The 23187-nt window shown below is 40.0% G+C and carries 28 protein-coding genes, 1 pseudogene and 1 riboswitch; of the genes and pseudogenes, 24 read left to right on the top strand and 5 right to left on the bottom strand.

Translation table 11 applies throughout. The features are described from left to right. The first annotated feature begins 286 nt into the window (after positions 1–286). Positions 287–414: riboswitch (TPP riboswitch) on the top strand. Positions 415–550: 136 nt separating this feature from the next. The 9 genes from tenA to ACFX4L_RS06935 are packed head-to-tail and all read left to right on the top strand — an operon-like array spanning position 551 to position 7879. Next, entirely contained in the window at positions 551–1234 is a 684-nt protein-coding gene (gene tenA / locus ACFX4L_RS06895) for a thiaminase II (protein ID WP_061462971.1), read from the top strand. A gap of 13 nt (positions 1235–1247) precedes the next feature. Further along, entirely contained in the window at positions 1248–1832 is a 585-nt protein-coding gene (locus ACFX4L_RS06900) for an ECF transporter S component (protein WP_061462972.1), read from the top strand. 12 nt (positions 1833–1844) lie between these two features. Continuing rightward, the gene (locus ACFX4L_RS06905) at positions 1845–3305 is read left to right on the top strand and encodes an ABC transporter ATP-binding protein (protein WP_377404403.1); all 1461 of its coding nucleotides are present in this window, start codon (positions 1845–1847) and stop codon (positions 3303–3305) included. A gap of 16 nt (positions 3306–3321) precedes the next feature. Further along, entirely contained in the window at positions 3322–4098 is a 777-nt protein-coding gene (locus ACFX4L_RS06910; protein WP_089363060.1) for an energy-coupling factor transporter transmembrane component T family protein, read from the top strand. Between the two features lie 40 nt (positions 4099–4138). Beyond that, positions 4139–4750, top strand: coding sequence for a thiamine phosphate synthase (locus tag ACFX4L_RS06915; RefSeq protein ID WP_377384577.1), 612 nt, complete (start codon positions 4139–4141; stop codon positions 4748–4750). Position 4751: 1 nt separating this feature from the next. Continuing rightward, positions 4752–5876 (top strand): glycine oxidase ThiO, encoded by a 1125-nt coding sequence (thiO, locus tag ACFX4L_RS06920; protein ID WP_377404406.1) that lies wholly within the window; start codon positions 4752–4754, stop codon positions 5874–5876. Between the two features lie 14 nt (positions 5877–5890). Further along, the gene (thiS, locus tag ACFX4L_RS06925) at positions 5891–6094 is read left to right on the top strand and encodes a sulfur carrier protein ThiS (RefSeq protein ID WP_061462977.1); all 204 of its coding nucleotides are present in this window, start codon (positions 5891–5893) and stop codon (positions 6092–6094) included. 1 nt (position 6095) lies between these two features. Then, positions 6096–6863 carry a thiazole synthase gene (locus tag ACFX4L_RS06930; RefSeq protein ID WP_284470915.1) on the top strand — a complete coding sequence of 256 codons (768 nt, stop codon included), beginning with the start codon at positions 6096–6098 and terminating at the stop codon, positions 6861–6863. Then, positions 6860–7879: a thiazole biosynthesis adenylyltransferase ThiF gene (locus ACFX4L_RS06935; RefSeq protein ID WP_377404409.1), complete on the top strand. Its 1020-nt coding sequence runs from the start codon at positions 6860–6862 to the stop codon at positions 7877–7879. Before ACFX4L_RS06930 ends, ACFX4L_RS06935 begins: the two co-directional genes overlap by 4 nt. 188 nt (positions 7880–8067) lie before the next feature. On the opposite strand, the gene ACFX4L_RS06940 is transcribed toward ACFX4L_RS06935, so the two are convergent. Beyond that, positions 8068–8202, bottom strand: a complete 135-nt coding sequence (locus ACFX4L_RS06940) for a small acid-soluble spore protein P (protein WP_061462980.1) — start codon at positions 8200–8202, stop codon at positions 8068–8070. 113 nt (positions 8203–8315) lie between these two features. Between ACFX4L_RS06940 and ACFX4L_RS06945 the strand changes: the two genes are divergently transcribed. Continuing rightward, positions 8316–8579, top strand: coding sequence for a hypothetical protein (locus ACFX4L_RS06945; RefSeq protein ID WP_061462981.1), 264 nt, complete (start codon positions 8316–8318; stop codon positions 8577–8579). 116 nt (positions 8580–8695) lie between these two features. On the opposite strand, the gene sspO is transcribed toward ACFX4L_RS06945, so the two are convergent. After that, a complete protein-coding gene (gene sspO / locus ACFX4L_RS06950; protein WP_034312428.1) occupies positions 8696–8848 on the bottom strand; it encodes a small acid-soluble spore protein O in 153 nt (50 codons plus the stop codon). A gap of 385 nt (positions 8849–9233) precedes the next feature. Here sspO and acnA point away from each other — a divergent pair, with 385 nt between their 5' ends. The 7 genes from acnA (at position 9234) to ACFX4L_RS06985 (ending at position 14543) form a co-directional block, all read left to right on the top strand. Beyond that, a complete protein-coding gene (acnA, locus tag ACFX4L_RS06955) occupies positions 9234–11945 on the top strand; it encodes an aconitate hydratase AcnA (protein ID WP_125163057.1) in 2712 nt (903 codons plus the stop codon). Positions 11946–12150: 205 nt separating this feature from the next. Further along, positions 12151–12684, top strand: a complete 534-nt coding sequence (locus ACFX4L_RS06960; protein WP_284470912.1) for a TlpA disulfide reductase family protein — start codon at positions 12151–12153, stop codon at positions 12682–12684. 248 nt (positions 12685–12932) lie between these two features. Next, a complete protein-coding gene (locus ACFX4L_RS06965) occupies positions 12933–13061 on the top strand; it encodes an FbpB family small basic protein (protein WP_081108788.1) in 129 nt (42 codons plus the stop codon). Positions 13062–13200: 139 nt separating this feature from the next. Continuing rightward, on the top strand, positions 13201–13344 hold the full coding sequence (locus tag ACFX4L_RS06970) for an acid-soluble spore protein N (protein ID WP_048678620.1): 144 nt from the start codon (positions 13201–13203) through the stop codon (positions 13342–13344). A gap of 56 nt (positions 13345–13400) precedes the next feature. Beyond that, positions 13401–13646 carry a small acid-soluble spore protein Tlp gene (gene tlp / locus ACFX4L_RS06975; protein ID WP_377404412.1) on the top strand — a complete coding sequence of 82 codons (246 nt, stop codon included), beginning with the start codon at positions 13401–13403 and terminating at the stop codon, positions 13644–13646. A 146-nt stretch (positions 13647–13792) separates the two neighbouring features. Next, on the top strand, positions 13793–14224 hold the full coding sequence (locus tag ACFX4L_RS06980) for an acyl-CoA thioesterase (protein ID WP_061462985.1): 432 nt from the start codon (positions 13793–13795) through the stop codon (positions 14222–14224). Between the two features lie 25 nt (positions 14225–14249). Then, positions 14250–14543, top strand: a complete 294-nt coding sequence (locus ACFX4L_RS06985; protein ID WP_061462986.1) for a hypothetical protein — start codon at positions 14250–14252, stop codon at positions 14541–14543. Positions 14544–14581: 38 nt separating this feature from the next. Here the strand turns inward: ACFX4L_RS06985 and ACFX4L_RS06990 are convergent, their stop codons facing one another. Beyond that, positions 14582–14878, bottom strand: coding sequence for a HesB/YadR/YfhF family protein (locus tag ACFX4L_RS06990; protein WP_377404414.1), 297 nt, complete (start codon positions 14876–14878; stop codon positions 14582–14584). 110 nt (positions 14879–14988) lie between these two features. Here ACFX4L_RS06990 and ACFX4L_RS06995 point away from each other — a divergent pair. Together ACFX4L_RS06995 and ACFX4L_RS07000 are read left to right on the top strand one after the other, a co-directional pair. Next, positions 14989–15186: pseudogene (locus ACFX4L_RS06995) on the top strand (NUDIX domain-containing protein); the annotation flags it as partial. Beyond that, positions 15140–15334 (top strand): NUDIX hydrolase, encoded by a 195-nt coding sequence (locus ACFX4L_RS07000; RefSeq protein WP_377384567.1) that lies wholly within the window; start codon positions 15140–15142, stop codon positions 15332–15334. The pseudogene ACFX4L_RS06995 and the gene ACFX4L_RS07000, both read left to right, overlap by 47 nt. Before the next feature lie 558 nt (positions 15335–15892). On the opposite strand, the gene ACFX4L_RS07005 is transcribed toward ACFX4L_RS07000, so the two are convergent. Then, on the bottom strand, positions 15893–16036 hold the full coding sequence (locus tag ACFX4L_RS07005) for a YycC family protein (RefSeq protein WP_081108790.1): 144 nt from the start codon (positions 16034–16036) through the stop codon (positions 15893–15895). Between the two features lie 250 nt (positions 16037–16286). Here ACFX4L_RS07005 and ACFX4L_RS07010 point away from each other — a divergent pair, with 250 nt between their 5' ends. Continuing rightward, positions 16287–16454, top strand: coding sequence for a hypothetical protein (locus tag ACFX4L_RS07010; RefSeq protein ID WP_377404417.1), 168 nt, complete (start codon positions 16287–16289; stop codon positions 16452–16454). Between the two features lie 108 nt (positions 16455–16562). Beyond that, positions 16563–16697 carry a methyl-accepting chemotaxis protein gene (locus ACFX4L_RS07015; RefSeq protein WP_284472079.1) on the top strand — a complete coding sequence of 45 codons (135 nt, stop codon included), beginning with the start codon at positions 16563–16565 and terminating at the stop codon, positions 16695–16697. Between the two features lie 63 nt (positions 16698–16760). Here the strand turns inward: ACFX4L_RS07015 and plsY are convergent, their stop codons facing one another. Next, on the bottom strand, positions 16761–17348 hold the full coding sequence (gene plsY / locus ACFX4L_RS07020) for a glycerol-3-phosphate 1-O-acyltransferase PlsY (protein ID WP_125161545.1): 588 nt from the start codon (positions 17346–17348) through the stop codon (positions 16761–16763). 495 nt (positions 17349–17843) lie between these two features. On the opposite strand from plsY, the gene ACFX4L_RS07025 reads away from it, so the two are divergent. The 3 genes from ACFX4L_RS07025 to parC all read left to right on the top strand — a co-directional run bounded on the left by ACFX4L_RS07025 (position 17844) and on the right by parC (position 23074). Next, a complete protein-coding gene (locus tag ACFX4L_RS07025; RefSeq protein ID WP_125161544.1) occupies positions 17844–18254 on the top strand; it encodes a CoA-binding protein in 411 nt (136 codons plus the stop codon). Positions 18255–18657: 403 nt separating this feature from the next. Continuing rightward, positions 18658–20643, top strand: a complete 1986-nt coding sequence (parE, locus tag ACFX4L_RS07030; RefSeq protein ID WP_377385185.1) for a DNA topoisomerase IV subunit B — start codon at positions 18658–18660, stop codon at positions 20641–20643. Continuing rightward, complete coding sequence (parC, locus tag ACFX4L_RS07035; protein ID WP_061462992.1) at positions 20633–23074, top strand: DNA topoisomerase IV subunit A; 2442 nt, start codon at positions 20633–20635, stop codon at positions 23072–23074. Before parE ends, parC begins: the two co-directional genes overlap by 11 nt. Positions 23075–23187: the final 113 nt, after the last annotated feature.

Consider the following 23187-nt stretch of genomic DNA (forward strand, 5'->3'; position numbering starts at 1 on the left):
AAAGCGAGCATCTGGAGGGGAAATCAACCACAACTCACTACCTGGTAAATAGCAACAAAGTATGTGAAAACAGCCTTAAAAAAAGAGGATAAGAGTATCTTATTATTCCATAGAGAATGGGGGGGGCTGCGGCATCCTCTTTTCTTCATCCTTAACGTATTAGAAGATTGAAAGACTAGTAATCCAAAAGATTAATAATGAACATCTTTGATTGAAAACTTTTCTAATACGTTTGACAATTGGATTTATCGTGTTAATATAAAGGCAAATGAAATATATATACAATTTGTACCACTAGGGGTGCTTTATAGGTAAAACTGATTTTACCTGAGAAGCTGAGATTAAAGTATGACTTTAAGACCCTTAGAACCTGATCTGGTTTATACCAGCGTAGGGAAGTGGGGTCTGGGACAATACGTTTCTGTATTTTTTCAAGTACAACCACTTTCTTTACGTTAAAGAAAGTGGTTTTTTATTTGCAAAAAAAAGGGGTTATAAAAGGCTTTTATCCGTATCATTCATAAAAAAATAGAATTTGGAGGTAATGGACATGAAGTTTTCAGAGGAAATCCGCCAGGAAGTTGATCATATTTGGGAAGCTAGCTTTAATCACCCGTTTGTTGCAGGAATAGGAGATGGCACATTGCCAATAGAGTGTTTTCGTTTTTATGTCAAGCAGGATGCCTATTATTTATCTCATTTTGCTAGAGTTCAGGCTTTAGGAGCAGTCAAGGCTACAGATTTACATACAACAAGCAGGCTTGCCGGCCACGCACAGGGAACATATGAAGCGGAGTTGAAGCTTCATGAAAATTTTTCTGAGAGATTAGGCATCACCAAAGAAGAACGGGAAAATTTCAAACCTGCCCCGACTGCCTATGCTTACACTTCCCATATGTATCGTGCGGCATATTCTGGACATTTAGGTGACGTTATTGCGGCTATCTTGCCATGTTATTGGCTGTATTATGAAATAGGTGAAAAGCTGCAAGAGTGTAAACCGGAAGAGCCGATTTATCAAGAATGGATAGCGGCTTACGGCGGAGAGTGGTTCCGCTCTTTGGTAGAAGAACAAATTGCGAGGCTTGATGAGATTGCTGAAAAGGTAACAGATGAAGATAAGGAAAGAATGAAGGAGCATTTTATCCTTAGCAGCCAATATGAGTACTCATTTTGGGAAATGGCTTATCGTTTAGAGACATGGCCTGTGCATAAGGAAACACTAGAAGTATAAAGGAGATTGAAATATGAAAAAAGGATTGAAATTAACGGATATATTAGTCACGATCGTGATTGCCGTAGCATTTGGAATCGTTTATATCCTTTGGGGTTCGATTTATTATTCCGTTAAACCATTAGGATTACATCTAGATCAACTTATTTATGGAATGTGGTTTATAGCTGGCCCCGTCGCCTTTTTGATTTTACGGAAACCGGGTGTGGCACTTCTGGCAGAGATAGCTGCAGCTTCAGGTGAATTCTTTCTAGGTTCACCATGGGGGCTGTCCGTACTCTTATATGGGGTGGTCCAAGGTTTGTTCGCTGAACTGGTATTCATGGCGTTCAAATATAAAAAATTCAATATGCCGGTGGCCGTTTTAGCTGCGATAGCTTCCTGCCTTGCATCAGTATTAATGGATTTTGCCTACGGGGAAATAGGTGCTCTCACTCTTTGGAATTTATCGTTATTCATGATAGCGAGGTTTGTGGGTTCCATATTCTTTGCAGGTGTAACTGCTTATTATCTAGTTAAAGTCCTGGAAGCAACAGGAGTAACTAATCTAGTTCGTCCAGTTTCAAGTAAAGATTATGCAGAACTGGACCAAAAGTAGAGGTTGATGGCCATGAAACCAATCGTTTCTGTTGAGAAGTTAAGAATGAAATTTCCAGGTGATGGGTCTTTGATTTTCAAGGACCTATCAGTCTCGATTGATAAAGGTGAAAAAGTTCTATTGTTGGGACCATCAGGATGTGGTAAGTCGACTCTTTTGCAAGTGTTAAGCGGATTGATTCCGAATTCCATCGAAGTCCCGATGAAAGCGGAGAAATTGAAATGCGCTTCTTCATGGGGATATGTTTTTCAAGACCCTGATAGTCAGTTTTGCATGCCATTTGCTGATGAGGAAATTGCCTTCGTCCTTGAGAACCTTTCCGTCCCTAAAGAAGAAATGAATGAGAAAATCCAAAATCATATTCGTAAAGTAGGATTGAACCTAGGCCATACAAGTATAGAAACATTATCAGGCGGGATGAAACAGCGTCTGGCAATCGCTTCAGTATTGGCCCTTGAACCGGAAGTGATATTTTTAGATGAACCAACCGCCATGCTTGATCCGGAAGGAACTAAAGAAATCTGGGGTTTGTTGAAGGAAGTCGGTCGAGACAAAACGGTAATTATCGTCGAGCATAAAATCGACCATGTTTTAGAATTCATCGAACGAATCGTGCTTTTTAACGGTGAAGGTGAAATCATGGCTGATGGTCCAAGAGATACCATTCTTTCACTATATAAAAAGGAAATGAAAGAACATGGAATTTGGTTCCCTGGTGTTTGGGATGAATATATACAAGAGAATGCCCCCATTCGGGAACAACAATTTGCAGACGGTTCACCCTTAGTGCATGTGCAAGGCTTTAGCGGTTTTCGGAATAAAGAGGAAAAAATCAAGGTTGAAGAATTGATGGTCCATTCAGGGGAATGGATTGTAATCAGGGGAGAAAATGGCGCGGGGAAGAGTACTCTTTTGCATGCACTGATGCAGTTCATAAAAACGAATGGTACGTATGAATTAATGGGAGCCCCTATTAAAAGGGTGAAAAATCTAACCGATCATATGACGTTTGTCTTTCAAAATCCTGAGTTTCAGTTCATTGCAAATTCTGTATATGAAGAGATTGCTTATTCATTGCGAATTGGAAAAAGGCCACAACAAGAAATAATGGAGAGAGTTCAATCATTGCTTGAAGTGTTCCGCCTAGAGGCCCATCGGGATAAACATCCATTTCAATTATCAATGGGTCAAAAGCGTCGCTTAAGCGTAGCTGCCTCTATCGTCATAGACAAAAAAATCATTCTCTTGGATGAGCCTACCTTTGGCCAAGATTCGAAAAATACCTTTGCATTACTGGAATGGTTTGAGGAATATCGAAGGCGCGGAACAACAGTGATCATGGTAACTCATGACGATCATATTTCAAGAAACTTTGCAACCAGGATCTGGACGGTTAAAGACGGAAATGTAATAAGTGATGAAAAGGTCAACACGCAATCCGGATTTATGGAGACCAAAGTTTTATCATTTTAAAAGGAGTGTCATGTAGATGAATGTTTCAAGTGCAGAAACATGGCTCCATAAGGTTAATCCAAGCCTTAAACTATGCGCATTGCTTGTTTTATGCATTGTGGCATTATTCATTCATGATCTGAATTATATGATGAATGTGACCATTGGTGTTTTATTCTTATTTTTGTGTTTTACGGGGCATTCGATGAAACGCATCTTACTTTTGTCAATCCCTTTTTGTTTCATTTTTATATCCACTTCTCTAGCAATGATTTTATTCGGTAAAGGTGAGACACTTTGGTTTAAGTGGGGTCTTATATCGATTACGGAAGAAAGTTTCATGAGGGGATTACTGGTAGGCTTTCGAGCTTTGCTTTTTGCGGCACTTGGTTTAACTTTTTCCTTGACGACGAGACCTGTGAACTTGTTTTATTCCTTAATGCAGCAAGTTAAGCTTAAACCGAAATATGCTTATAGTTTCATGGCAGCTTTAAGGCTCATCCCCATCATGATGGAAGAGTTACAAACGATACGAAACGCGATGAAGGTACGCGGTTTCGAAAGGGGAAAAGGGATCAGATCCGTATATTATAAAATGAAAGCCTATTCCATCCCATTGTTATCCGGAAGCATCAGACGTGCTCACAGAATCGCGGTTGCGATGGAGGCGAAGCGATTTACAGACACTCGGGATCGAACATACTATTATGAATTTGGGTTTTCAATAAAAGACCATGGATTCATTCTGTATTTTATCATCCTGCTGTTGGCAGGGTTTTATCTATCGGTTCATTTCCCGTTACTTCCTATTTGATTTTATGAGATTGCAAGTTTACTAGTTAGGGGTTCTAAGTATGAATGCACAAGAATTGCATATTATTTCTACTGGAAAACAGCCAATTGAAAAGTTCGTAGAAATCGCTTCAAACATTCAAGAACATGTTGATTTCTTCTATCTAAGGGAAAAAAATATGAATGCATCAGAACTCTATCGAGCAGTGACCCTGTTACATAATAATAAGATTCCGCTGTCTAAGATCATCATTAATGACAGGGTGGATGTAGCCTGGGCGCGCAACGTATTTGGTGTGCAATTGGCTTTTCATAGTTTAGATGCAGGAGTCGTAAAAAGAGCATTTCCTGGGATGAGTGTTGGCTGTTCGATCCATTCCATGGATGAAGCAAAAGCCGCTTTCCGCTATGGGGCCAATTACGCGATCTATGGTCATGTTTTTGAAACGGATTCAAAACGCGGCCTTCCTCCTAAGGGAGTTGAGGAGCTTCATGCAATCACAAAAAATGTCAATCTTCCGATTATTGCAATAGGCGGAATAACACCCTCCAATTGCCAAATTGTAAGGGATGCTGGGGCACAAGGAATTGCAGTCATGTCAGGTGTGCTTGAAGCGGAAAATCCGGTTAGAGCCGTTAAAGAATATTCGAAGTCTTTAGGAAAGGAGACATAAGATGAATTCCATATATGATGCAATCATTGTTGGGGGAGGAGTAATTGGTGGATCCATTGCTTTTCAATTAGCCAAACGAGGTAAAAAGGTCCTTTTATTGGAAAAAGATAGACTTGCCAGTAAAGCTTCAAGTGCTGCAGCCGGGATGTTAGGAGCACAGGCTGAGCTGGATGCAGATAACCCGCTCTTTACATTGGCAAGCCGAAGCAGGGGGATGTTTCCTGCACTGTCGAAAGAATTGAAAGACATAAGTGGAATAGACATCGAATTAGTGAATAAGGGTATGTTTAAGGTGGCGCTTACGGATGACCAGGTTGCAGAGTTGAAGAAAATGATCAAAGTCCAGCAAGATGCGGGACTTGAGGCGGAATGGTTATCTACTGCCGAAATGAGGAAAACGGAACCGCTTCTATCGGATGAGATTAAGGGAGGCATGTTCATTCCGGGGGATGGACAAGTTTCAGCAACTAGGCTGTCGCTCGCTTTTACTAAATCTGCAGCTGCCCTTGGTGTGGATATAAAGGAATTTGTCCATGTTTTTGATTTACGTACGGAAAATGGATATGTAAAAGGAGTGTCCACTAATATAGGCGAATTTTCAAGTGAAAATGTAATTGTGGCAAGTGGGGCGTGGAGTGCTTTCCTCCTTGAAAAGTCAGGAATAAACCTCGATACCTATCCGATAAAGGGGGAGTGCTTCTCCGTTCTGACTGATCGTCCATTGCTTGAAAAAACGATCTTTTCACATGGCTGCTATCTTGTACCCAAAGTTGGCGGGAGAATCATTGTCGGGGCAACGGTAAAAGCGAACACTTTCGATCAAAAGGTAAGTATGGAAGGGATCTCAACGTTAATAGAAAAGGCAACGCAATTGCTTCCGGCAATTAAAGAAACCGAGTGGGAAAAGACATGGGCAGGTATACGCCCCCAAACAGGGGACGGCCTTCCGTACTTTGGTGAACATCCAGCATACAAAGGACTTTTCATTGCAACGGGTCACTTCAGGAATGGTATCCTGCTTTCTCCAATTACAGGTGTACTTATTGCGGATATTGTGGAAGGGAAGACAAACCCTGAATGGTCCGCTTTTCGATTGGAGCGTTCGATACAGACCCAATTTTCATAATGGAGGTGAATGAATTGGAATTGATTATTAACGGGGAAAAAATACGTATTCCTGCTGATGAGTCAACAGTTACAGGACTTTTGCAACACTTTAATTTACATCAAAAAGTAGTGATCGTTGAATTGAATGATGAAATATTAGCAAAAGAAAATCAAAGTGAAACACTTTTGTCAAATGGGGACAAGGTCGAGATTGTACATTTTGTAGGAGGCGGATGATATGTTAAAGATTGGTTCTTATGAATTTTCTTCTAGGTTATTATTAGGTACTGGGAAATATCCAAACTTCGATGTTCAAAAGCAATCAGTGGAGGTTTCGGAGACGGAAATATTAACATTTGCAGTTCGGAGAATGAATATTTTCGAAGCCAGTCAACCAAATTTTTTAGAAAAGCTTGATTTGAAAAAATATACACTCCTTCCCAATACAGCAGGAGCCAAGACGGCAAAAGAAGCAGTGCGCATTGCCCAACTTGCTAAGGCTTCTGGTTTATGTGACATGATTAAGGTGGAAGTCATCGGCTGTCAAAAAACACTTCTGCCTGATCCGATTGAAACCTTAAAAGCTGCTGAAGAATTAGTGAAACTGGGATTCACTGTATTACCCTATACTTCGGATGATGTTTTGCTTGCAAAACGCTTGGAAGAAGTGGGCTGTCATGCAATAATGCCTGGTGCTTCACCGATTGGCTCAGGTCAAGGAATTATAAACCCACTGAACTTGCGATTCATCATGGAACAATCAAAGGTTCCTGTAATTGTTGATGCAGGGATTGGAACACCCTCCGATGCGGCAATTGCCATGGAATTAGGTGCGGATGGCGTGTTGCTTAACACTGCAGTTTCCGGAGCAAAAAACCCAATCAAAATGGCGAAAGCAATGAAACTTGCCATTGAGGCAGGTCGCATGGGTTATGAAGCGGGCAGAATAGAAAAAAATGAGTACGCCATTGCAAGCAGTCCAGTTGAAGGAATGAGCATTGGATGACTGAACGTTATTCACGACAAGAAATTTTTGGCCCTATAGGGAATGAAGGACAATTGAAAATTCGCAATAAACACGTTTTGGTGATTGGAGCGGGTGCTCTCGGTACGGGAAGTGCAGAAGGCCTTGTACGAGCAGGAATTGGGAAACTGACCATTGTTGACAGAGATTATGTGGAGTGGAGCAACCTGCAAAGACAACAGCTTTATTGTGAAGAAGATGCTGAAAAAAGAATACCGAAAGCTGTGGCAGCGAAGAATCGTTTGAATGCGTTAAATTCTGATGTTATCGTAAAATCGCTTGTTGCGGATGTTTCGGTGGATGAACTGGCAAAGCTCGTTGAAGGCGTGGATTTAATATTGGACGCCACTGATAATTTCGATACCAGGATGCTAATTAATGATAGCGCACAAAAATATAAAATACCCTGGATTTACGGGGCCTGTGTAGGGAGTTATGGGATAAGTTACACGGTGATCCCAGAGGTGACCCCATGTTTGAATTGTTTGCTGGAAACGGTTCCGATTGGAGGACTGACCTGTGATACGGCGGGAATCATTAGTCCTGCTGTTCAAACGGTCGTTGCCCACCAAATGACGGAAGCCTTAAAAATCCTTGTAGAAGATTATGCATCACTTAGAAACAAGATCGTTTCGTTCGATCTTTGGAAAAATGAGCATTCGTCCATAGATGTAGCGAAATTAAAAAAAGACAGTTGTTTGTCTTGTGGGTCAAATCGTACTTATCCGCATCTATCCTATTCAAATCGTATAAAGACTGCCGTATTATGCGGGAGGGATTCTGTCCAGATTCGGCCGGCGATGAAACTTGAAAGAGACTTAGCGGAACTTGAAAAAAATCTGTTACCACAAGGTGGCAAAATCATTAGAAATCCCTATTTACTTTCATTTTCAATCGGAACCCATCGGATGGTTGTTTTTAAAGATGGACGTGCCTTGATCCATGGAACAAAAGAAATCTCAGAAGCCAAAACTTTATATCATCGTTATTTTGGCTGAATAACTGTAATGAACGGATCTGAAATCCAAGGTAAAGTGTTTTAAAGAGGTACCGATAATTTCTGCATTATAATAGGAAGTTATCGAACATTCTTCTTGCGACTTGATTGCTGCGTAAACATCAAACGAAAGCGGTGTCTGCCCTAAGGGCGGCACCGCTTCGTTATGGAAACGTTTATAAAAGCTGCCTACATATCATGACTGCTATTATGCTTCTGACGGGAGTGCTGTCTATTTTTTACCTTATGAGAACCGCTTAACGGTGCAGGTTGACCTGTGTTATTTCCTTTAGGTGCGTTATTTTTACCATCATTTTTGTTCATGTGCGATCCCTCCTACTTCTTAAGATAATCAGTCCGTGAAATTTTATTCACATACATATATTTGCAAACCTCGTACATGCTATGGATGGACACTAATTAAGGAGCTGAACCAAATGCAGGATAAACAAGATAAGCGAAGGACATTCCAGGAAGCCCAGCAAAGCTATCAACAAGTATTTGATGTATATTCATCCATCGAGAAGAACGCACCGAATTACGGAACGGAATTGAAACATGTGAAGCAGGAAGTGAACGAGGCCTATCAGCAAATTCAATCTGCTTTAGTCACCGCTTCCGAGCATCAGAGAGAACAATTGAAACAATTCGAGCAGGATATTCAGGCAATCGTCAATGAGGTCAATTCAGAGGACTATTGAGTGACTGGTTCTATCCGGCGTTTCCTGTTTTTAGAATGGAATAGGCTTCTTGAAAAATGCAGTATATCTGCCATTTCAAAAAGCCTATCTTATTTAAAGCCTAGAAATGAGGGAAATCATTGGTTTTTCTTTCTTTTTTTATTATTTTGCCTTTGCATTTCCGATAATGGCGGTTCATTTCCCAGTTCATCATTATACCCAGCTCCATTACCTTGCGCTTTTGCAGCATTCATACCTGGTATAACATGATTTGCCTTTTGTTTTGTCATTTCGACACCTCCACCCATAGAATGCGATAATGTTGAATGATTATGTATGAATGACCAATATGTTTTACTGGAATAATTTATCAGGCCAAAATAGGGGTATTTTCGATAAATTGCATATCAGTAAGGCTTCCTAAATGCACTTTAATATGTGGAGAATTTTTTTCTATAAGAGAAACTTATCAAAAACAATAACTTTCTTGTTATTTACTTATACTCATTTCTATATTAGTATTAGGTTGAAGGAAGAGTTAGGGTGGGAGAAGAGAGAAGAAATTCGACAAACTAACTTTTTTTACTTATATTTATAGTAGACATGGTTTCAGAGAACCAGGTTTTACTTTTATGTGCAGAATAAGTTCTGACAGTTTAATTGGGGGTAATATTCATGACGAAAAATGACGTATACCAAGCGCGTAAATCCTTTGAAATTGAAGGGGAACGCTACAACTACTACAGCCTAGACGCTATTGAAAAAGCAGGGGACGGCCAAGTATCACGCCTTCCATATTCCATTAAAGTCCTACTTGAAGCAGTACTTCGCCAAGTAGACGGAAGAGTAATCACAAAAGAACACGTTGCGAACCTTGCTAAGTGGGGAACAAGTGAGCAACAAGATATAGATGTTCCGTTCAAGCCTTCACGTGTTATCCTACAAGATTTCACTGGTGTTCCAGTTGTTGTAGATTTAGCATCTCTACGTAATGCATTCGCTGCACTTGGTGGAGATCCTGATAAAATCAACCCGGAAATTCCAGTTGACCTTGTAATCGACCACTCTGTACAAGTTGATAAAGCAGGTACAATTGATTCTCTTGATGCTAATATGGATCTTGAATTCGAACGTAATGCAGAACGTTACCAGTTCCTAAGCTGGGCTCAAAAATCATTCAACAACTACCGTGCGGTTCCACCAGCAACTGGTATCGTTCACCAAGTTAACCTTGAGTACCTTGCGAACGTAGTACATGCGGTTGAATCTCCAAACGGCGACTTTGAAGTATTCCCTGACTCTGTATTCGGTACAGATTCACATACTACTATGATCAACGGTATTGGTGTTCTTGGTTGGGGCGTCGGCGGTATTGAAGCAGAAGCAGGTATGCTTGGACAGCCTTCATACTTCCCAGTACCAAAAGTGGTTGGTGTGAAACTAACTGGTCAACTTCCTAAAGGAACAACAGCTACTGACCTTGCATTGAAAGTAACTCAAGTTCTTCGTGCACACGGCGTAGTTGGTAAATTTGTTGAGTTCTACGGCCCTGGAGTAGGATATCTTCCACTTGCTGACCGTGCAACAATTGCTAACATGGCTCCTGAATACGGTGCTACAGTCGGTTTCTTCCCAGTTGATGCAGAAGCTATCGATTACATGCGCTTAACAGGCCGTGATGAAAAACAAATTAAAGTTGTTGAATCTTACTGCAAAGAAAATGGATTGTTCTATTCTCCTGAAAACGAAGATCCAGCTTACAATGATGTTGTGGAAATCGACCTTTCAGCAATTGAACCAAACCTTTCAGGCCCTAAACGCCCACAAGATTTGATTCCACTTTCTCAAATGAAACAATCTTTCCATGATGCTATCAATGCACCTATGGGTAACCAAGGTTTCGGCATGGACAATTCTGAATTGGATAAAGAAGTAACTGTTAAATTTGCCGATGGTAAAGAAGCGGTAATGAAAACAGGTGCGATTGCAATTGCTGCAATCACAAGCTGTACGAACACTTCTAACCCATACGTAATGCTTGGAGCAGGTCTTATTGCTAAAAAAGCAGTTGAAAAAGGATTGACTGTTCCGGATTATGTAAAAACATCATTGGCACCAGGTTCTAAAGTTGTTACTGGTTACCTTCGTGATGCAGGTCTTCAACCATACCTTGATCAATTAGGATTCAACGTAGTTGGTTACGGCTGTACAACATGTATCGGTAACTCAGGTCCATTAGCGGACGAAATCGAAGCAGCAGTTGCTGAAGCAGATCTTCTAGTAACTTCAGTACTTTCTGGTAACCGTAACTTTGAAGGTCGTATTCATCCACTAGTGAAAGCAAACTACCTTGCTTCACCTACTTTGGTTGTGGCATATGCTCTTGCTGGAACTGTGGACTTTGATCTAAACAATGATTCACTTGGTAAAGATAAAGATGGCAACGATGTATATCTTGCTGATATCTGGCCATCACAAGAAGAAGTTAACGCTGCTGTTAAAGCAACAGTTACACCGGAATTATTCCGTAAAGAATACGAAACAGTATTCAACGATAACAAACGTTGGAATGAAATCCAAACAAGCAACGAAGCAATTTACGCTTTCGATTCTAAATCAACATACATTCAAAATCCTCCATTCTTTGAAGGATTATCACCAGAACCAGGTTCAGTTAACCCACTTTCTGGCTTGCGCGTAGTTGGTAAATTCGGTGACTCAGTAACAACTGACCACATTTCTCCTGCAGGTGCAATCGGTAAAGATACACCAGCTGGTATCTACCTTCGCGAAAATGGTGTGAAACCACGTGACTTTAACTCTTACGGTTCTCGTCGTGGTAACCATGAAGCAATGATGCGTGGAACATTCGCAAACATTCGTATCCGTAACCAAGTTGCTCCAGGTACAGAAGGTGGTTACACTACTTACTGGCCAACAGGCGATGTAATGGCTATCTATGATGCTTGTATGAAATACAAAGCTGATGGAACAGGTCTTGCTGTCATTGCTGGTAAAGACTACGGTATGGGAAGCTCTCGTGACTGGGCTGCAAAAGGTACTAACCTTCTTGGCATTAAAACAGTTATCGCTGAAAGCTTCGAGCGTATTCACCGTTCTAACCTTGCGTTAATGGGTGTTCTTCCTCTTCAATTCAAAGAAGGCGAAAACGCTGAAACACTAGGATTAACTGGAAAAGAAGCGATTGCTGTTAAAATCGACGAAACAGTTAAACCACGTGATATCGTAACAGTTACAGCTACTGATGAAGCTGGAAACGTAAAAGAATTTGATGTACTTGTTCGTTTCGACTCTGAAATCGAAATCGACTACTACCGTCACGGTGGTATCCTTCAAATGGTATTACGTAATAAATTAAAAGGCTAATTTAAGCTTTTGAGGAGCGGCAAACCTACATGTGTAGGTTTGCCGCTTTTTTTGTGTCAAGTTTATGAAACAGAGGGAAATCACGATAAGATTTTAGGAAATTCACTTTTCCGAATGTCCTTTTATTGATAAGATGAACAGGGAAGTTGTTCTATTTCTGGAAATGGACTAATATTTTTATTGTAATGGGACTAGGGGGACGAGTATGATTAAAAAAATTATTGCCTTGGTGGTCTTACTGTCACTTATTACGATAGCAATCGTGCAGGCGATGGATAATGAACCGAAGGGAAAAGACGAAAAAGATTCATTGGGCGGATTGAAAATTGGAGCTAAAGCACCGGATTTCACCCTGAAAACTTTGGATGGGAAACAGGTTGAATTATCGGATTATAAGGGAAAAAAGGTAATGCTGAATTTTTGGGCAACGTGGTGTCCGCCTTGTAAAAAGGAAATGCCGGATATGGAGAAATATACACAACAGGCTGGTGATGATGTCGTCGTTCTAGCTGTCAATATTGACCCGGAAAATGATGTGAAGTCCTTTGTAAATAATAATGGAATTACTTTTACCATACCTTTGGACAGTCAAAGTGCAAAAAATCCAGTGAATGATCTTTATAATATTTCTTTTATTCCAACAACGTACTTCATCGACAAAAAAGGCATTATCAGGAATAAGGTAATATCACCCATGCAACTTACAGATATGGAACGAAACATTAATAGCATGCAGTAGCGGAACCTTTATATGGTTCCGTTTATTTGTTAACAAATTTGTCAAAAGTTAATCGAAAAATCAAAAAAATTAAAAAAATATAGTTAATGTTTATGAAAAAAGGGTTAAAGTATAGAGAGTAGAGAAGATTTTTATCAGAATAAAAATCTGATAATTATGACAATTGATGGAGTGAAGACCATATAGTCATAATTTTACGTTAATTAGGCAATACTGAATAGTATATTAAAAATAAGTAGGTGAAAATCATGAAAAAAAGAAAAAGGACATTTGAAGAATTAATTAAAGAAAACAAAAAGGAATTATTGATGGACGTTAAACAAATGGAAAGACTTGAGGAACGTCTGGAAAAAAAACATATGCAAAAGGCTGAATAGATTTTGCAAAAGATTCCTTAAAAGAGCCAATGCCATGAAGGTCCCTTCAAAGTGCTGGCTCTTTTTTCATGGCTTTTTCAAAAACTGGCATTCATGAATTTCCGCTTTTTTATCCATGATAAGAGGAGGAGGCGATAGAATGGGTAATCCAAAAAAAGATTCCAAACACTTTAGACCGAGCCATCAAGGGACACAACCGATAGCAGCGGGTGGGAATAACGGTAAGAAAATGCAGGACAAATCCGGCAAACATGCTCAGGTCATTCAAACTAAAGGCGAGTAACCAGGGGATAGTAATCGTAATAATATTATGTAAACAAATAACGTGAGGTGAAATTAATGGGCTCATATAAACACAATCAGGATAACCGATTGGATAATGTTGAAAAAATTCAGGATGCAATTCAAAATACAGAAGAAAACATAAACGCTGCAAATGAAACGTTATCATTCTCTTCAGAGGTGGAAAAAATGTCAATTAAGGCCAAAAATGACCGAAGAAGAAAGAGCATCGAGGGAATGAAGGAAGAAATGCAAGATGAACAAGAAGCACGGGAAAGCGGTTATAATAACGATAATATGTAACAAATAGGTAATGGGGAGAAAGAGGTGCGTAATCTTTCTCCCCTTCTTTATATAGTGAAGCAGACAGTTGAGACAGCTTAAATGAAATTTGAACAGTTGTTATGTTAAAATGTTTATTGCAATAGAAATGAAAGTGAGGAAACAAAATGTTCATAGCTGAAAACGAAATTGAAGTGCGGTATGCAGAGACGGATCAAATGGGTGTCGTTTACCATGCGAATTATTTTATATGGATGGAACTAGGCAGGACAAAATTGATAAATGATTTAGGGTTTTATTATGCTGATATGGAAGCGGATGGCATCCTCTCGCCTGTTATGGATATTCAGGCTTCGTATAAAACCCCTGTTAGATATGGTGATAAGGTAAAGGTTAAAACCTGGATTGAAAAATATGACGGCTTACGGGTCATTTATGGATATGAGATCGTAAATGAGAAAAATGAAGTGGCGGCTACAGGTCATTCTTCTCACGTTTGCGTTAAAAAGGAGACCTTCCGCCCGATATCCATTAAACGGATGTTTCCTGATTGGCATGAGGCCTATGAGAAAAATAAAAAGCAGGATGAATTGGTTTAATGACAATCATTGAGGTGATTAAGAAATGGCTTTTGGGATTAAACGGGCAGACGTAGTAACCTGGAAGCAGAAAATCGATCAAGGTCAAATAGCTTTTTTAACTCATTATTGGCTGGACGACCGATTTCCTGGTTGCAAGACGGTTACAAAAGTGGGTTGCAAAGATTTACGGCGTTTATCGGAGTGGGGTAAGAAATACGGGCTTAAAAAAGAGTGGATTCATCACAGGAAGGATGGCTACTCGCATTTCGATCTTTTAGGGGACAAGCAAAAGGAAATTCTTAGGGCGGAAAATATTAAAGAGCATCTGCTCGATTGAAGCAAGAAAAAACAGCAGTTTACACCGCTGCTTTATTGTCAAGCACTCTTTTCATAGTGAAATTCAGGTTCAGTCAGTTTTTCATTAAAAGTAATAAGTAAATCGTGACCATCAAAGTACCATAAATCTTTTTCTTCTACATAAAAATTAATCTCATTCATAGTTGTTACGGCTGCTGCAGTTTCAGGTTCTTCATTCATGATACCTAATGAAAAGCCGCTTTGGACGGAACTATGCCCGCCATATCTTACATAAAAGCGCAAATGAGAGCCTTCTTGAAGCCCCAGCTCATCAATATACCACATAGCTGCTTGATCGGAAATGGTCAGTTTCATACTAATTCTCCTTCCTAGAGGTTCGTTATTTAAGTATAAATTAATTATGAAGTAGATGCGAATAATGTGGATTTAAGAAAGGAAACGACTATCGCCAAAAGAATCCGAATAGGCATAAATTCAATGGTATAGGCGGGAAAATAGAACAAGGTGAAACCATTGATGAATCGATGGAACGCGAAATTCTAGAAGAAACTGGATTGAAGGTAAAGGGTATGGCCTTTCGAGGGGTTGTGACATTTAATCAAACGGGTGGAATGTATGTTTACAGAGCTGAAGAGGCAGGAGGCGGGCTTTCCTGCCTGTGATGAAGGGGAACTTGCCTGGAAGCCATATCAAAGGGTTATGGAGGCAAATGAAGTTGTTTCCAACATAGAGTATTATCTAAAAGATATATTACAGGATGACAGACACAGGAATTTGCCTGTTCCTAAGCCGTTGCCTGATTTAATTTAAATGACTTTCACCAATTGAAAAACCGCCCATAAGCGGTTTTTTTGCATATTTTGTTTCATGGGCTAAATATCACAAAGAGGTAGAATTAAATTCTGAATATTTGTATATTTAATGGGTAACAAATATTCTGGAAAGTATATATTTGGATGATAATAGTGAAATGCCATCTAATTAATTTCCTTATATAGAGGGGGCAGCTGAATGCGGAAAACAGAGCTGTTAAAATGGAGTACAGAAATGGTGTTGCTTTCATTATTGGCTCAAAAGAAAATGTAAGGGTATGAGATGATCGAACAGCTCAAACAGTTAAGTGATGGTTATTTACATTATAAAGAAAGCATGTTTTATATCCAGCTTTAAAAAGACTGGAGGAGAAAGAGTATGTAAATAGTTACTGGCAGGACATAAGGACCGAAAAGGAAAAATTATTATGCGACGAAGTTGGGTATTGCTCAGTTTCAAGATCAATGGGAAGAATTGAACGCCTTTCAAGGGTAATCCGTAAGGTCGTTTCACACATATATGAACGCACACAAAAATAGCTGCAGATTCCTGCAGCTATTTTGTATTTTCTTGTGCTTCAGCCTCGGCAAGCTTTCTCAGCAAGACGGGTGTAGGCATATGCATGATTTGCTCTAAAGGCAAGTTTAGGGACTTGGATAACTTTAATGCGGTTTCCGGTGATATTTGCAATGGCTTCATGGCGCTTTCTCCAATCAATTTTTATTAGTTAATTCCAGTGTAGTCTCTGTTCTCCAATTATTCAATCCTTACTTGACCATTTCTCCATCAAACAAAATCCATACTATTCTTTTGATGGGAAGTTAATGAAGAAAAATTCTAGTACCTTATACCTTGACAATAGAATTGGGTCGAAGGCAGAATAGGGTTTTTTATGGTTCGAATGAACTGTATATTTTCAATTGAATGGATATAAAGCTCGTGTGATTTGATGGAATATCTTAGTGATTTACAAGATCAGGGGGAGTGGGAAAATGGGGATTTTCATAAATCGAAGCCGAAAAAAGCAATCTGGTTTCAAAAAGCAAAAGAGACAGAGGGTATATTGGATGTAAGCAGTGAACAGGTGAAACTTCAGGCAACCTTGTTATTTTCATGAAAAATGTTGATGAAAACCGTTATATTAAACCAATCCTTCTTAAGCATTACCGAGTTTATTAAGCTTGTACAGCCGACCAGACAAATTTACTATCATTGAACTAAAGCCATCGAGGCAGCGCATGCAGGCGAACATGGTAATGGATTTGCGGCTGTTTCGAATGAGCTCAGGAAACTTGCTGAACAGACTAAAAAGTCGATAGCTGAAATGGATGCAATCGTGCAAACATCAAATGAATTATAGAATGGAAAAAAGCCCGTGCGTCGGACGGGCTTTTTTCCATTTGAATATCCACAAGAATTTCTCTTACAGCCACTTGACTTTGGGTTCAGTTTTATCGATAATCCGTTTAATGTTCGCCCGATGCCGGTAAAAAATGAAAATCGTTAATATACCGATTACAATAATAAGGGCCAAATCATTTGTATGAAACACTAAACAGTATATAAGAGCAAGAAGACAAGCAATCATCGAAGAAAGCGAGACATATTTGGATATGTATAAGGTAATGAAGAATATGATGACGGCAATGACAAAAAGTAATGGTTCATAAGCAAGAATGACACCGGCAGAAGTTGCCACCGCTTTCCCGCCCCGAAAGTTTGCGAAAATGGGAAACATATGCCCAATGACGGCAAATAAGCCAGCTAGTAATAAATTCATTTCCACGCCTAGCAATAACGGGAGAAAAGTTGCTAGAGTTCCCTTTAGTATATCCATGGTAGTAACGGTAAGCCCTGCCTTGACACCTAGTGTCCGGAAGGTATTTGTCCCACCCAGATTTTTACTGCCATGCTCCCTAATATCGATTTTGTAAAAGGTTTTACCGATAATTAAACCGGAAGGAATCGAACCAATCAAGTAGGCAGACAGTATAGTGATGAATGTAAGCATTGTATGACCCTTTCTTTATAGAAAAATCTTCTTATTTTTATCACGATTAAGAGGCTGTTTTTCCCCTTTTTTCGGAAATAAACTGAAGGAATAGCTAAAAAACAGCCTGAAAATACCTGATAAGCTTCTCTTATTGTAACATTTTCGTGACAAAATGGTACGGATGTCCAAAAAAAATCCATTGAAAAATGAATTTTCCTTGATGAACATTCGTCTTTTGATATACGTTTAAGTTCATGAAGGGTAAAAGGTTTATGTTTTCTTATTTTCGTAAAAATAATGAAGAGTACCTAATTGTGTATAATGATACAATACGCGGTAGCCTGTATGAACATAAGGATAATTAAGTGGTGCACACCTTTTCGAAACCTATTCTTTCTTGTATAATGGTTTTTCTTAATAATGGTAATACTCAGCTTTACTCTGTAAAATATCTTTGTTAAGGAATACTTTTTAAGCAAATATTACATTTTATGATAAAGGGGATTAATAAGAATGATACAAAATCCAAGCAGAGAAGAAATGGGTCAGATGTTAAAAAAGTCGAAGCGCATCGCTGTTGTTGGTTTATCAAATAACCCCGAGCGTACTTCTTATATGGTATCGAAGGCCATGCAGGATAGCGGGTATGAAATCATCCCTGTAAACCCTGCTGTATCTGAAGTGCTGGGTGTCAAGGCAGTAAAGGCACTTAAAGATATTGAAGGGCACGTCGATATCGTCAATATTTTTCGCCGTTCAGAATTCCTTCCCGAGATTGCCAAAGAATTTGCAGAAATCGATGCTGATATCTTTTGGGCGCAGCTTGGGGTAGAAAACGGGGAAGCCTATAATTTTTTGAAAGAAAAAGGTTATACTGTCATCATGGATCGATGCATAAAAGTGGAACACGCCCTTACTAAGTAGAGTGAAAAGAGCGGAACATCCGCTCTTTTTTAAAGGAATCGCAATGTTTAGCAGTGTGAAAATCAATAATGCCAGCCATGGCGGAGGTTGAGAACAGGCGGCATATCCAGGCAATTTAAGAATAATTTGATTAAAAAAGTAAAAGTATATTTGCCAAATGAAAAATTACCGCTACAATTAGAACGGTAGCTATGACACGTTTCAACAAAGTGAAAAGATCCAACTAAGGGTGCTAACGCTAATAAAAGGGACGAAAAAATAGAACGCTTGTTCTTTGTTCGTAAAAGTATTATACTTTTAATATGATATTAACGTATGAATTAATTTGTTAAAGCTAGTGAGTCATTTCATTGCAGTATGATTTGGCCCGGAAATTGTGTTTAGTAAGGAAAGGGGAATTTCTGTGGCAAAGAAAGTAAAAACAATCGAGTACAATGATGATGCAATTCAGGTACTGGAAGGACTCGAAGCGGTCAGAAAACGTCCCGGTATGTATATCGGCAGTACTGATGCACGCGGACTTCATCATTTAGTGTACGAGATTGTAGATAACTCCGTAGATGAGGCTTTGGCTGGATATGGAGACCAAATTAGTGTGAAAATACATAAAGATAACAGTGTAAGTGTGTCAGATAAGGGCCGTGGAATGCCTACCGGTATGCATAAATTGGGTAAACCGACGCCTGAAGTCATTTTGACGATTCTTCATGCTGGCGGTAAATTTGGACAGGGCGGATATAAAACGAGCGGAGGCCTTCATGGAGTAGGTGCCTCGGTCGTCAATGCGTTGTCTGAATGGCTTGTCGTGACAATCAAAAGGGACGGGTTCATTTACGAACAACGGTTTTTCAATGGCGGAAAGCCAGAAACGACTCTTGAGAAAATCGGTAAAACCAATCAAGCTGGTACCAAAATCCACTTCAAGCCCGATCCGAAAATATTTTCGGTGACAACTTTTAATTATGATATCCTTTGTGAACGTCTCCGTGAATCGGCATTTCTTCTAAAAGGCATGAAAATTGAATTGACGGATGAACGTAACGACCAGCAAGAAACTTTTCACTATGAAAATGGAATAGAAGCTTTTGTGGATTACTTGAATGAAGAAAAAGAAACCCTTCATAGTGTTGTCAGTCTAGAAGGGGAACAGAATGGGATAGAAGTCGATCTGGCCTTTCAATTCAACGATGGTTATTCAGAAAATATTTTAAGCTTTGTAAATAATGTTCGAACAAAAGACGGCGGCACCCATGAGATTGGCGCAAAGACGGCCATGACGAGGGCATTTAATGATTATGCCAGAAAAATGGGGCTATTGAAGGAAAAAGATAAAAACCTCGAAGGTACCGATATACGCGAAGGATTGTCTTCAATAATTTCTGTACGTATCCCAGAAGAACTTCTTCAATTCGAAGGACAGACCAAGAGCAAGCTTGGAACCAGTGAAGCCCGTTCTGCAGTCGATTCCATCGTGTCAGAGCACTTAGCCTACTTTTTTGAAGAAGATCCGACCACGAGTACCCTGCTGGTCAAAAAATCGATTAAAGCTTTCCAGGCCCGGGAAGCAGCACGCAAAGCGCGTGAAGATGCAAGAAGCGGGAAGAAACGGAAGAAATCCGATGCCATCCTATCTGGAAAATTAACGCCAGCTCAATCTAAAAATCCTGAACGGAATGAATTGTATCTTGTAGAAGGGGACTCTGCAGGAGGTTCCGCAAAGCAAGGTCGTGATCGCCGTTTCCAAGCGGTACTGCCATTACGTGGTAAAGTTATCAATACGGAAAAGGCCAAACTAGCGGACATTTTTAAAAACGAGGAAATAAATACGATCATCCACGCTATCGGTGCAGGGGTCGGGGCAGAGTTCAATACGCCGGACACCAACTATGATAAAGTGATCATCATGACTGATGCCGATACGGATGGGGCCCATATCCAAGTGCTTCTGTTAACATTCTTTTACCGCTATATGAAGCCATTGATAGAGTCAGGAAAGGTTTACATTGCCTTGCCTCCTTTATATAAAGTGAGTAAAGGGACCGGAAAGAAAGAAACCATTGAATATGCTTGGAGTGATGAGGAACTTCAGGGAGCGATAGACAAGGTAGGGAAAGGCTATATGATTCAGCGCTATAAAGGGCTGGGTGAAATGAATGCCGATCAATTATGGGATACTACCATGAACCCGGAAACCAGGACATTGATACGCGTGAAGATCGACGATGGTGCCCGTGCAGAAAGACGTGTGACAACGTTAATGGGGGACAAGGTTGAACCGCGCCGTAAATGGATTGAAGCCAATGTCGCTTTTGGTCTCGAAGAAGAATCGAATATTTTAGATAATGAAAATATGTCGATTGAAGAGGAGGTCATTAACGATGGCATTTGAAGAAACGTTTAGAGATTTGCCGCTTGAAGAGGTAATCGGAGACCGCTTCGGGCGATACAGTAAATATATTATCCAAGATCGGGCACTGCCAGATGCAAGGGACGGATTAAAACCGGTACAGCGCAGGATATTGTATGCGATGCATGTAGAAGGAAATACACAGGAAAAAGGATTTAGGAAATCAGCAAAAACAGTCGGTAATGTAATTGGTAACTATCACCCCCATGGAGATTCATCTGTTTATGAGGCAATGGTCCGGATGAGCCAAGACTGGAAGCTTCGGAAAGTCATGGTTCAAATGCACGGAAACAATGGTAGTATTGATGGCGATCCGCCTGCTGCGATGCGGTATACTGAAGCCAGGCTTTCATCGATCGCCTCAGAGATGTTACGTGATATTGAAAAAAGGACTGTAGATTTTGTACCGAACTTCGATGATACTTCGGAAGAACCCATTGTATTGCCAGCAATGTTCCCTAACTTGCTTGTAAACGGATCCACAGGAATATCTGCCGGCTACGCAACGGAAATCCCACCACATCAAATAGGTGAAGTCATTGATGCAGCCATTATGCGAATCGATAAGCCTGAAGCGACAGTCGCAGATTTAATGACGGTCATTAAGGGGCCGGATTTCCCTACAGGCGGTATCATTCAAGGAATTGAAGGCATTCGTAAAGCCTATGAAACAGGTAAAGGTAAAATCATCATTCGCGGCTTGGCGGAAGTGGAAACGATTCGCGGCGGCAAACAGCAAATCGTCATCACTGAAATCCCATATGAAGTCAATAAAGCGAACCTTGTTAAGAAAATGGATGAGTTCCGTCTTGACCGGAAAGTTGAAGGCATCGCTGAAGTAAGGGATGAAACGGACCGTACAGGACTGCGTATCGTCATTGAATTGAAAAAAGAAGCGGATGCAAATGGAGTCCTGCATTATTTATATAAAAATTCCGATCTTCAAATTGCTTACAATTTTAATATGGTCGCGATTTATAAAAAACGGCCGACATTGATGAGCCTGCCAAAAATGCTTGATGCGTATATCGATCACCGTAAAGAGGTAATTGTGAATCGTTCCCGTTATGAGTTGCAAAAAGCACATGACAGGGCACATATCGTAGATGGTTTAGTGAAGGCTTTGTCCATATTAGATGAAGTCATCTCTGTCATCCGTGCGTCAAAAGATAAACGGAATGCCAAAGATAACCTCATTGCTAAATTCGCTTTTACAGAAGCGCAAGCTGAAGCCATTGTTTCCTTACAGTTATATAGGCTGACAAATACTGATATTACGGCACTTGAAGCAGAGGCAGCGGAATTGAAGAACAAAATTGAGGAATTGACCAAGATTCTCGGCAGTGAAAAAGTCCTTCTTCAAGTAATAAAAAAAGAACTTCGATTCATTAAAAAGGGCTTTGATGACGGACGGCGTTCCAAAATAGAAAAAGAAATTGAAGAAATCAAAATTAATCTTGAAGTCTTGATTGCGAGTGAAGACGTGATGGTGACAGTGACGAAAGAAGGGTATGTTAAACGGACGTCATTACGGTCATTTGCAGCTTCAGGTGGTCTTGATTTTGGCATGAAGGATTCCGATCGCCTGCTCCAGAGGCTGGAGATGAATACAACAGATGTCCTGTTGCTTTTCACATCCAAAGGGAACTACCTCTATTGTCCAGTTCATCAGCTTCCTGACATTCGATGGAAGGAAACAGGTCAGCATATCGCGAACATCATTCCGATTGACAGAGAAGAACAAATCATAAAAGCGATTCCAATCAAAGATTTTACCCTGCCGCAATTCTTAGTGTTCATCACGAAAAATGGTATGGTTAAAAAGACTGAAATAGCTTCTTATAAAGCACAGAGACATTCAAAACCGTTGGTTGGTGTCAATTTAAAAGGTGAAGATGAACTGGTCGATGTCCATCATACCGATGGACAGGCAGACCTTTTCCTAGTCACTCATAACGGCTATGGTTTATGGTTTGATGAAGAAGAAGTAAGTATTGTCGGTGTCCGGGCAGCAGGAGTCAAAGGGATTAATTTGAAGGAAGATGACTATGTCATTGGCGGAAAGGTTTTAGCCAAGGATAGTAAAGAATCGATCTTTATAGTTACCCAGCGCGGAGCCATCAAGAAAATGAAATTAACCGAGTTTGAAAAAACGAGCCGGGCAAAACGGGGTGTCGTGGTCTTGAGGGAATTGAAATCAAATCCTCATAGGGTCATTGGATTTGATACCATTAACAAAACCGACAGTCTATTCATTCTTTCTGAAAAGGGAATCATTGAAACCATCCATGCCGCTTCATTAAAAAATCATGATCGTTACACGAATGGATCTTTTGTTTTTGATGAAACGGTTAGTGGAAAAGCGAAAGAAATGTGGAAAATATCATTGGAAGATGACTCTGCCATTGAGTAGTGAATCATTTTTTAAAACGGGATGCTGATTATAATCAGCATCCCGTTTTATATTGTAACAACAAATGGACAGTAAGTTGATATGCAACAGTTATATCGGTCAAGAAAATACCC

The sequence above is a fragment of the Peribacillus sp. YIM B13482 genome, assembly GCF_042787975.1.
Taxonomy (GTDB): Bacteria; Bacillota; Bacilli; order Bacillales; family DSM-1321; genus Peribacillus; species Peribacillus simplex_A.

Coding starts and splice junctions, on each gene's coding strand:
- tenA (WP_061462971.1), top strand. CDS start 551: ATGAAGTTTTCAGAGGAAATCCGCCAGGAAGTTGATCATATTTGGGAA.
- ACFX4L_RS06900 (WP_061462972.1), top strand. CDS start 1,248: ATGAAAAAAGGATTGAAATTAACGGATATATTAGTCACGATCGTGATT.
- ACFX4L_RS06905 (WP_377404403.1), top strand. CDS start 1,845: ATGAAACCAATCGTTTCTGTTGAGAAGTTAAGAATGAAATTTCCAGGT.
- ACFX4L_RS06910 (WP_089363060.1), top strand. CDS start 3,322: ATGAATGTTTCAAGTGCAGAAACATGGCTCCATAAGGTTAATCCAAGC.
- ACFX4L_RS06915 (WP_377384577.1), top strand. CDS start 4,139: ATGAATGCACAAGAATTGCATATTATTTCTACTGGAAAACAGCCAATT.
- thiO (WP_377404406.1), top strand. CDS start 4,752: ATGAATTCCATATATGATGCAATCATTGTTGGGGGAGGAGTAATTGGT.
- ACFX4L_RS06930 (WP_284470915.1), top strand. CDS start 6,096: ATGTTAAAGATTGGTTCTTATGAATTTTCTTCTAGGTTATTATTAGGT.
- ACFX4L_RS06935 (WP_377404409.1), top strand. CDS start 6,860: ATGACTGAACGTTATTCACGACAAGAAATTTTTGGCCCTATAGGGAAT.
- ACFX4L_RS06940 (WP_061462980.1), bottom strand. CDS start 8,202: ATGAACAAAAATGATGGTAAAAATAACGCACCTAAAGGAAATAACACA.
- ACFX4L_RS06945 (WP_061462981.1), top strand. CDS start 8,316: ATGCAGGATAAACAAGATAAGCGAAGGACATTCCAGGAAGCCCAGCAA.
- sspO (WP_034312428.1), bottom strand. CDS start 8,848: ATGACAAAACAAAAGGCAAATCATGTTATACCAGGTATGAATGCTGCA.
- acnA (WP_125163057.1), top strand. CDS start 9,234: ATGACGAAAAATGACGTATACCAAGCGCGTAAATCCTTTGAAATTGAA.
- ACFX4L_RS06960 (WP_284470912.1), top strand. CDS start 12,151: ATGATTAAAAAAATTATTGCCTTGGTGGTCTTACTGTCACTTATTACG.
- ACFX4L_RS06965 (WP_081108788.1), top strand. CDS start 12,933: ATGAAAAAAAGAAAAAGGACATTTGAAGAATTAATTAAAGAAAACAAA.
- ACFX4L_RS06970 (WP_048678620.1), top strand. CDS start 13,201: ATGGGTAATCCAAAAAAAGATTCCAAACACTTTAGACCGAGCCATCAA.
- tlp (WP_377404412.1), top strand. CDS start 13,401: ATGGGCTCATATAAACACAATCAGGATAACCGATTGGATAATGTTGAA.
- ACFX4L_RS06980 (WP_061462985.1), top strand. CDS start 13,793: ATGTTCATAGCTGAAAACGAAATTGAAGTGCGGTATGCAGAGACGGAT.
- ACFX4L_RS06985 (WP_061462986.1), top strand. CDS start 14,250: ATGGCTTTTGGGATTAAACGGGCAGACGTAGTAACCTGGAAGCAGAAA.
- ACFX4L_RS06990 (WP_377404414.1), bottom strand. CDS start 14,878: ATGAAACTGACCATTTCCGATCAAGCAGCTATGTGGTATATTGATGAG.
- ACFX4L_RS07000 (WP_377384567.1), top strand. CDS start 15,140: ATGTTTACAGAGCTGAAGAGGCAGGAGGCGGGCTTTCCTGCCTGTGAT.
- ACFX4L_RS07005 (WP_081108790.1), bottom strand. CDS start 16,036: ATGAAGCCATTGCAAATATCACCGGAAACCGCATTAAAGTTATCCAAG.
- ACFX4L_RS07010 (WP_377404417.1), top strand. CDS start 16,287: ATGGAATATCTTAGTGATTTACAAGATCAGGGGGAGTGGGAAAATGGG.
- plsY (WP_125161545.1), bottom strand. CDS start 17,348: ATGCTTACATTCATCACTATACTGTCTGCCTACTTGATTGGTTCGATT.
- ACFX4L_RS07025 (WP_125161544.1), top strand. CDS start 17,844: ATGATACAAAATCCAAGCAGAGAAGAAATGGGTCAGATGTTAAAAAAG.
- parC (WP_061462992.1), top strand. CDS start 20,633: ATGGCATTTGAAGAAACGTTTAGAGATTTGCCGCTTGAAGAGGTAATC.